The following is an 8427-nucleotide window of genomic DNA, read 5'->3' as shown; positions in this document are numbered from 1 at the left end:
TTGCTCAAACCACCATTCAGGGAAACACTATAGGGCAGGTTGGTGGTACAGCTTACCGATAGAGCCCCGGTCGCATCCACATTGGATGTCAGAACCCCGTGATTGCCAAAGTTGATAGACGTGGCGGAGACTGTACAGGTGCGATCAACATTGGCCGTCACGTTGAAGGTTGGCTGCGTTGGATTATCCGTCATAGCAGTACAGGCAGGCGCCACAAGCAGATAGCTGGCATAGTTGAAGCGGGTTTGAGCACCCGAGAACGTCGATAAATACGCGCCGCCTGGCGTGGCCGCCTGCCCGGACAGGATACGCCCATAGATCGTACGCGTGGCGGTAGTGGATGTGAGCGGCAGCAAGGTCATGTCGATGGGTGGTGGCGACCCCAATGCCGTGTTGGTAACAGACCCCCAGGGAACCGAACGCGCAGTATCGGAATAAAGCTGATAGGTCAGCGCGTTGGTGCCGCTCAGCATGGTGCGCAAGCCGCCACTTGAGCCGCCGCTGCCCGCATTGATATTGGGGCACACCCGAAGAAAAAGACTGACTGTGAGCGTGTTGGAGCAATTAACACCCAATGTCGCCGTCGTATCAACCGCGCCACCCCCAAGAAGATTGACCGTACCAAAATTGACATTGGTGATGCTGAAGGAACAGGTTTGTGCATGGGCCCAACTTGGTAGAAAAATCAATATATTGAACAACGCGCATGCGACGATGCGATAAAATCTCATTGCGTGCTCCTGCATACGGCGTCCGGAATGGTAACGCGCTCTTCTGTATTGCGTGGCGCGTTGAACGTAATCTGGCATGAGCCCTTTTCGGATTGCGTCACTATCAACGTGTTGGAGTTCTCAATGCCTTCAAGATAGACCTGACCGTCATAACCCACAATGAACTCCTGCGAGCCATTGAGCTGCGCTGTCGATCCCGTCTCGATGTAAGCGCCACTCTCATCGCGCAGAGTGACAAGGGCAGCTCGCGTATCGGCCTTGACGTTGAAGTCCACCACGGAGCCACCCCGATCGCTTGGGCTTACCACTTGTCGAGTTTCACCTACAGTGGCATCAATCGGCAAATTGCTGGGGTCAATGGAAATTACGTTCTTGTCATAGGAACGCAGATTGGGCAGCAGCATCTTGCCGCTCTTGTTGGTTTTGCCCATGGGACGATTTTCGAATTGAACGTCGACATCTGGTGCGCCCACATCCACCACACTGAAAGCATCGTCGATGCGGTTCGAGAGGAACACACCTCCGCCTGCGAGGACAACTGCACCGTCGATCTGTGCGGTGGCGCGAACATTGTCATCATACTTTTCAACACCAGCTTCAATTCTGCCGATCTGGCTACGATAGCTGCCGCTGGCAGCAATGATGTCGCTCTGGCCATAAGAGCCGCGCAACCGCCAGCCAGTGCTTCCCACCTCGGCCTGTTCCGATTTCATCAAGTCGATGGACCCGGTGGTTCCGTTTTCATCAGCCGAAACACTCGTCGATGCCGTGATGTTATGGTCGAACGACCAAGACAATCCAGCATATAATCCAAACGAGCCTTTCTGCTCGAAGTCCGTATAGGCAGACATGAACATGTTGCCTTTCTTACCAAAAGGCCGCGTGGCGGTGACGCCAAGAATCCGCGATTTTTCGGAATCGACAGTTTCGATCTGCGTGTAGGAGAAATTCAGATTCGTTTCATTGAAGATGCGAGGAAGTGAAACGGAAACTTGATCAAGCGCTTTGGCAGGCTTGGCGCTATTGTCCGGAAGCCCGGTCTCGTCTATATCGGCCGTGATCGAGGCGATATCATTGTAATCGCCGAAAGTGCGCTGCGTGCGCACGTAGAATTTGACATCCCAGAGATCGGCTTCAACGCTTGCAGCAATCTGGTAGCCGGTTTGCCCACCGAATTTGCTGGTCGCGCCGGATAAGGTTCCAACGCCGTAAGGCCCGATATTGAAAACGCCGCCAATGCCCGCATTGTAGAAATTCTCGGCACCTTCAACGTGCCCTTCTAAGGTCGTGTTATTGGTGAGACCATAACGCAAGGTGCCGCTTCCCACGATGCGCTCATCATAGTCATTCGATTCCGTGCCGTAATAGCGGCGGGCAAAGCCGGTTTCGGCAGAAAAATCAGCAAACCCCTTAGCCAGCAAATTAGACGAGGCATAGAACGGCGTTTCCGTAACCGTCTCTCGGCCCAGAACATCGCGAACCACCATACGCGCTGTGCCTGCGCCCGTGACCACCGGGAGGTTGGTGACCGTAAATGGACCGGATGCAACATTGCTGGTCGCACGACGTGCGTTATCGATATAAACATCGACCGTTGACGGCACAGCCGCAGACCCCGACAGCTCAGGCATCGGCATAGTAACCAGATCGGGCCGCAATGAAAAATTGCGCCGGATTTGTACGCCGCCCAGACGGGTCGGTCGCGTCCATGAGAGGCCACCCGTAATGAAATCACCGACATTATAGGTCATCAGCGTTTCCTGATCCGAATAGGACCATCTCGTATCGAGACGCGTTGACCCGAAACTGTCGGTGTCGGACGAACTGAGCACCTGCGACGACGACAGGACGCCATAGGGACCGAACAGGCGCCCTTCCATGAGACCAGAAACACCTTCGAACTGCGTCAGATCATACCAATCCTGTCCGCCGCTGGCGCCATAGATCGTATAATTCACCAGCCCGCCGAAATTGCTCTTGGCCTTGGGTTTTTCGTCTTCTTCTTCAGACGTGACTTCCTCGCCAGACTGCGCATCGATGACACGCGCGGCGCGCTTGTTTTCCTGCGCATCGAAACGAACGATCTGGTTCTCCTTGTCATAGGTGACGTTGACCCCGGAGAGCCGGTTCACGTCGATCCATCCGTCATCCCGCATAGCTTCCGTGGCGGGCTTGATCCCGACATTCTTGAGCTGTTCGGGCTCAATCAGAAGTGATCCGTCCGGTGTTTGACGAAACGTAGCGATCAGCGCCGATGATGCGCCATTCACATAGACCTCAAGCTGAAGCTCCAGAGGGGTATCGTCGGAAACAAGCGTCCCCGACGACGTAGGTGGCAATTCCTGCGCCGCAGCTTTCAGACATCCTGTGCAGACCGTTAGAAACGCAATCGTCAAAACCGCAAGATCAACCGCCCCTGACGCTCGCTTGCGCATTTATCGGGCCAGCTTCGCTTTGAGCTGAAATCGTCAGCGAGCCACCACCCCGACTACCACCTGTTCCGGGAATGAACCAAGTTGCACTTGATTGCCCCAGAACATATCCAACAAGGCCTTTTCGCTGTGCGACGGCACGACCGCCTGCACCCTGCAATGCAAGATCGGAAACACGCAGCCGCTTGTTTCCCTTGTTACTAACGGTCACCTGATAACCGCCCGATTGACGCTGGACACTCCATGACGGGTTCGCATCCGGCGTGCCGGGCTGCGAGAAGAAAACCGGAATGGAATGGCGGATCACCAGATTGACCGTGCCGGATCGCCGCTGCGCATTATCGGGAAGTTCATCGACAATCAGCCGATAGCTTTCTTCCGCCTTGACCGGGCTTTTCGTGGTGCGCACGATACGGATGATGTTTTCGCCGCCGGGCTTCAGTTGCGATATGGGCGGACTGACAACAACATCGGTTGCTGCCGTGTAGGTATCAACGCCATTGCTCTGGCTCCAGCGGAATATTCTGGCCTGAACATTGATGGGCCGTTTTGCATCGTTCCAGATGCGAATGTTTGAAGCCGCCGTTGGCGCGCTCAGATCGATGATGACCGGCGAAACGCGCAAGGAAGCCGCATGCGCGGGGACAAGATACAAGCTCGCCAATAACGCCGCGGCAAAAGTGAGAACACGCATTCTACCCTCCGTGACGTTAATAGCTGATCGTGGCGGTTACCGTATCCGTATAGACACCCGCAGCTGGCGTCGACTGCCCTGGAACACGCCCATAGACCGTATAGGCTTGAGCGGCACCAGTGCCTGTCCCGGCGACTGTGTTCGTTCCGACGGTGTTGCCCCAGACTGCGGTGCGGGCCGTCGTTGTGTACAGCGAATATCCAATAGTGGCGCTTGCCGGCCCCGTCATCAAACGGTTTGTGACGGTTGCGCCGGTTCCCGTGCCAGCGCTCAAGCCGATATTGTAAGGTGTCGAATTCGTGCATTGCACGGTTATGGTGCTGGTCGCGTCGACATTCGTCGACAAAACACCATTGGAACCAAAGTCCATGTTGGTTGCAGAATTAATAAGACAAGCTGCAGTAATCGTAATCTGCACATTGAACGTCGTTGTGGCCGTTTGAGCCATAACGTGTGTCGAAGAAAGAACAAAACTCGCTACAAGCGCGGGGAACGCGTATTTTCTGTATACCATATTCCCTCCTATAGGTCGGGGCGGCAATAATCTCCGCCCTTTCACTCAGGTTCACTTGCCCCCCCAGATCCTTCACTTCTCATTTCTCTGCCTAATTAATGATTCTCTATCATAAGCAGGTTGATATTTTTTTCAAGAATCGCCTATTTTCTTATCTTCATTAGCAATCTATTCTTAGTCCAAGCGAAAATCTCTTTATTTTACAAATACCTAATCCGTGAAATTTCTTTTCAATGATAAATAGATGCAGAACCGCCCTCGTCTGAAAAGATGTGCTTAGCACATAAAAAATTTAAAAATCTCACTAGACAATATTTATTGTGACTTAAAACGGTATAATCTGAAAAATATTTTTAGTTACATAAATCTAGAAAATGAAATTCTCAATAAAGAGCCAATCATTCTCAACAACGTGGCATCGAGCGCTTACCTTGATATTGGGGCAAGCGCTCAAAACGCACGCGTAGCTAAAAACCTATTGGCAATAGAGGATCATGCCGCCATGGTGAAGGACATCATCGATGAAACGTCCATCAGCCGTGAAACCGGTGTCGTCCCAGTAATAGATATGGTTACCGCGAACTTCATAACGCCCCTGATAGGCGCTCTCACGACTACCACGCGCCTCGTCATAACGTCCGTTGGGGAGCAGATGATGGCGGACAAGACCATCACCGGTAATCCACATGCCCGAATAAGGATGGCTCTTGTCAGCGGGAGCTGACAAATCAGACTGCTTGTTCATTGCGAAGCCTTTGGGGGTCAAAAGAAACAGACTCACAGCCACCGCAACCGCAGCAATCATGGGCAGAGCGTATGTAGGCATCACCTTGTCCTCTTCAGGTGGTAGCGGTTGGGCGAATGACGATCTCATTGACGTCCACATCGTCTGGTTGCTCGATCGCGAAACGAACGGCCCGTGAGATTGCATCGGGCTTCAGCGCTATGGCGCGATAGGTTTTCATCGCTTCGGCTGCGATGGGATCGGTGATCGTATGTGCAAGGTCGCTTTCCACAACACCTGGGTGGATGCAGGTGACGTGCAACGCGCTGTTTTCCTGACGCAGCCCCTCGGATATTGCCCGTACCGCATATTTCGTTGCGCAATAAACCGCAGCCGTTGGGGCAACACTCAATGCACCAATCGAGGCAATATTGATGATATGGCCGGACCCGCGGGCCGTCATTTCAGGCAGCACCGCAGCGATTCCATAGAGAACGCCCTTGATGTTCACATCGATCATGCGATCCCATTCTTCTACTTTCATTGAAGCCATCAGTGACAGCGGCATGATACCGGCATTGTTGACGATGACATCGACCCGACCCCACAAGTCGCGTGCCGCATCGGCAAAGGCATTCATGCTGTCACGGTCGGTGACATCAAGCGGATGGGCGAAAGCCGTCCCACCTGCTTCGTTCAGTTCGGCGGTCAGTGCTTCGAGACGCTCGATACGACGTGCACCGAGCACCACCTTGGCGCCCGCTGCAGCGAGTTCGCGAGCGATGTCCGCTCCAATGCCGCTGGATGCGCCGGTGACGAGAACAACTTTATCGACAGCCATGGCTGTTCCTTTCTTTGGAAATTGAGAATGCCTTGACTGTAAGCGCCAATCATTGTTTCGATAACTGCGCATTCTTTAACCACACTGGGAAGTAAAACTAACCAATGGCTCCTGATCTGAACGCACTCGCCATCTTCGCACTCGTCGCGGAAGAGCGCAGTTTTCGGGCCGCTGCCGAGCGGCAGGGCGTGACACGTTCGGCGATCAGCCAGACAATTCGCAAGCTCGAAGAAAGTCTTGGCATTGCGCTGATCCAGCGCACCACGCGTAGCGTCAGCCTGACGGAAGCCGGCGAAAGACTCTACAGCCAGATCGCGCCAGCTGTAGCGGAGATGACCTCCGCGCTGGAGGGAACGGAGGCGCTGAAGGAGCGCCCGCGCGGACGCTTGCGCCTCGCCGTACCGTCCATTGCGGAGCGCTTTCTATCGGGGCTGCTTCTGGCAACCTTCCTGAAACAATATCCAGACATTGAACTGGACATCATGGTCACGGATGACGAGTTCGATATCGTCGCGGAAGGCTATGACGCCGGTGTGCGTCTGGGTGAGGTGATTGCGCTGGATATGATCGCCGTCCCGGTTGCCGGAGAAGAACGGCAACTTGCTGTTTGTGCGCCGTCTTATTCCGAGCGCTGCGGAATTCCCGCCCATCCGGCGGAACTGACATCGCATTTCTGCGTCGGCTGGCGGCCCTTCCCGAAATCGTCGCCCTATCGCTGGGAATTTGCCGAAAACGGCAAAGAGTTCAGCGTTGCAGTGCCGCCAACCGTCACAACCAACGATATGGAGCTGATGATCAAGCTGGCCGTTTCGGGCGCAGGCATAGCATTCGGCATGGAAGAAAGCTTCCGCCCATGGATTGACCGCGGCGAACTGTTACCTATTCTGGAAGACTACTGCCCGTATTTCGCTGGCTTTTATCTCTACTATCCGACACGCAAAAACATCGCGCCGAAGCTTCGTGCGCTGATCGAGCATGTTCACCGCAGCCGGGCAGCTCAGGCTTAAACAAAAGGCGGCGGAGCTTTCACTCCGCCCCCTTTGTTCTTCAAATGCTAGTGGTCTTTATGATTCCAACATTTGCTCAGCGCTTGAACCGAGGGAGGCAAATGTTGGAATCAGACCACTAGTACCGATCAGTGCGCTGTCTGGCTCTTGCGAACCGCAGCAACATCACCAGCCGAAACCGCGCCTGCCTTGTTGCCCCATGCGGAGCGAACGAACGAAGCGAGGTCCGCCACTTCCTGATCCGTCAGGCGATCAGCATAGCCCTGCATCACAAGACGCATCGGACGCTTTGCAGTCGACGGCACTTCTGCGCCGTGCAGGATGATCGAGACCAGCGGCTTCACTTCCGAACCTGTCACCAGATCGTTGTCAGCCAGTTCCGGGAATATTCCTGGTGCACCCTTGCCGGTCACGAAGTGGCAGGCGGCGCAATTGTCGAGATAAAGGCGGGCGCTCACCGGCATATCCGGTGATGCTTCCGTCAGCATCTTCGCCGTTGCTTCACCAGCCGCATCGGCAGGCGCCGCAGGCAGGACTGTCGGTGCCTTGGCCGCAAAGCTCTGCGGAACTTCGACAGCCGCACCGTCAATGCCCTTGAGGAAAGCGGCGATCGCCAGAGTATCGGCATCGGTCAGGTGCTGGAACGATTGCTCGACGGCCAGACCCATTTCGCCGTTTGCGGTCGAGTGTGCATTACGACCTGTTGCGAGATAGGCAGCCATTTCCTCGACCGACCATTTCTGGGGAGCCGATTGCGGGCCACGCAGCGAAGGCGCATTCCAGCCGTCGACAACGCCGCCAGTCAGGAAGTTCTTGTCGCCAGCGCTGACGCCATCCTGCGCCATGAAGCTGGTGCGCGGGCTGTGGCAGGCGGCACAATGCGCTGGACCTTCGACCAGATACTGGCCGCGTTCCTGAACCTCGTTCTTGCCCGCTGGCGTGAAGCCCGCCTTATGGGTCAGCGCGAGCCAGTTCCAGGCGCGAATGCCAAAGCGCAGATTGAACGGGAAGCCGAGTTCAGTCTGCTGAACCTCGTTCTTCACCGGCTGCACATCGTGCATGAAGTAGTCGTAGAGCGCACGCACATCTTCTTCGGTCAGCTTGCGATAGTTTTCGTAAGGCATGGCCGGGTAAAGATGCGCGCCATCGGCGCGGATACCGTCGTAGAGCGCGGCGCGGAACTGATCGAGCGTCCAGTTTCCGATGCCGGTTTCCTTGTCCGGGGTAATATTGGTCGTCCAGATTTGGCCCATCGGGCTTGCAATGGCGCGACCACCAGCGAATGGCTTGCCGCCATCCGCCGTGTGGCAGGCCATGCAGTCGGACGCATACATGACATATTCGCCCTGACCCTTCGTGGGTTTCCAGTCAGCAGCCAGTTCCTTCGTCGGCTTTGTAAGCTGTACCGGAACGAACAGGAAAGCCAGCAAGGCGACGATGCCGAGAACGATGAGAACACCGATTATGCGAAGAAAAGTTTTCAT

Annotated in this window: 8 protein-coding genes; 1 reads left to right on the top strand and 7 read right to left on the bottom strand. The window is 55.0% G+C overall.

Translation table 11 applies throughout. The features are described from left to right. The 6 genes from ACTJKP_RS15010 to ACTJKP_RS14985 all read right to left on the bottom strand — a co-directional run. Positions 1–731: spore coat protein U domain-containing protein (locus ACTJKP_RS15010; protein ID WP_440631208.1), on the bottom strand; the 731-nt coding region annotated here is incomplete at its 3' end. Further along, positions 728–3166 (bottom strand): fimbria/pilus outer membrane usher protein, encoded by a 2439-nt coding sequence (locus tag ACTJKP_RS15005; protein ID WP_440631207.1) that lies wholly within the window; start codon positions 3164–3166, stop codon positions 728–730. The genes ACTJKP_RS15010 and ACTJKP_RS15005, both read right to left, overlap by 4 nt. Then, a complete protein-coding gene (locus tag ACTJKP_RS15000) occupies positions 3138–3857 on the bottom strand; it encodes a fimbrial biogenesis chaperone (RefSeq protein ID WP_440631206.1) in 720 nt (239 codons plus the stop codon). Before ACTJKP_RS15000 ends, ACTJKP_RS15005 begins: the two co-directional genes overlap by 29 nt. 16 nt (positions 3858–3873) lie before the next feature. Next, entirely contained in the window at positions 3874–4305 is a 432-nt protein-coding gene (locus ACTJKP_RS14995) for a Csu type fimbrial protein (protein WP_440631205.1), read from the bottom strand. Positions 4306–4846: 541 nt separating this feature from the next. Continuing rightward, positions 4847–5197: an Atu4866 domain-containing protein gene (locus ACTJKP_RS14990; RefSeq protein WP_440631204.1), complete on the bottom strand. Its 351-nt coding sequence runs from the start codon at positions 5195–5197 to the stop codon at positions 4847–4849. A gap of 13 nt (positions 5198–5210) precedes the next feature. Continuing rightward, positions 5211–5936, bottom strand: a complete 726-nt coding sequence (locus ACTJKP_RS14985; RefSeq protein WP_440631203.1) for an SDR family oxidoreductase — start codon at positions 5934–5936, stop codon at positions 5211–5213. A 104-nt stretch (positions 5937–6040) separates the two neighbouring features. Between ACTJKP_RS14985 and ACTJKP_RS14980 the strand changes: the two genes are divergently transcribed. After that, on the top strand, positions 6041–6943 hold the full coding sequence (locus tag ACTJKP_RS14980; RefSeq protein WP_440631202.1) for a LysR family transcriptional regulator: 903 nt from the start codon (positions 6041–6043) through the stop codon (positions 6941–6943). A gap of 128 nt (positions 6944–7071) precedes the next feature. On the opposite strand, the gene ACTJKP_RS14975 is transcribed toward ACTJKP_RS14980, so the two are convergent. Continuing rightward, positions 7072–8427 (bottom strand): c-type cytochrome, encoded by a 1356-nt coding sequence (locus tag ACTJKP_RS14975; protein ID WP_440631201.1) that lies wholly within the window; start codon positions 8425–8427, stop codon positions 7072–7074.

Origin of the sequence: Brucella sp. 22210, from assembly GCF_052045675.1 — a bacterium.
Taxonomy (GTDB): domain Bacteria; phylum Pseudomonadota; class Alphaproteobacteria; order Rhizobiales; family Rhizobiaceae; genus Brucella.
Note: the sequence above shows the minus strand (reverse complement) of the source record. Positions and strands in the feature narration are given on the sequence as shown.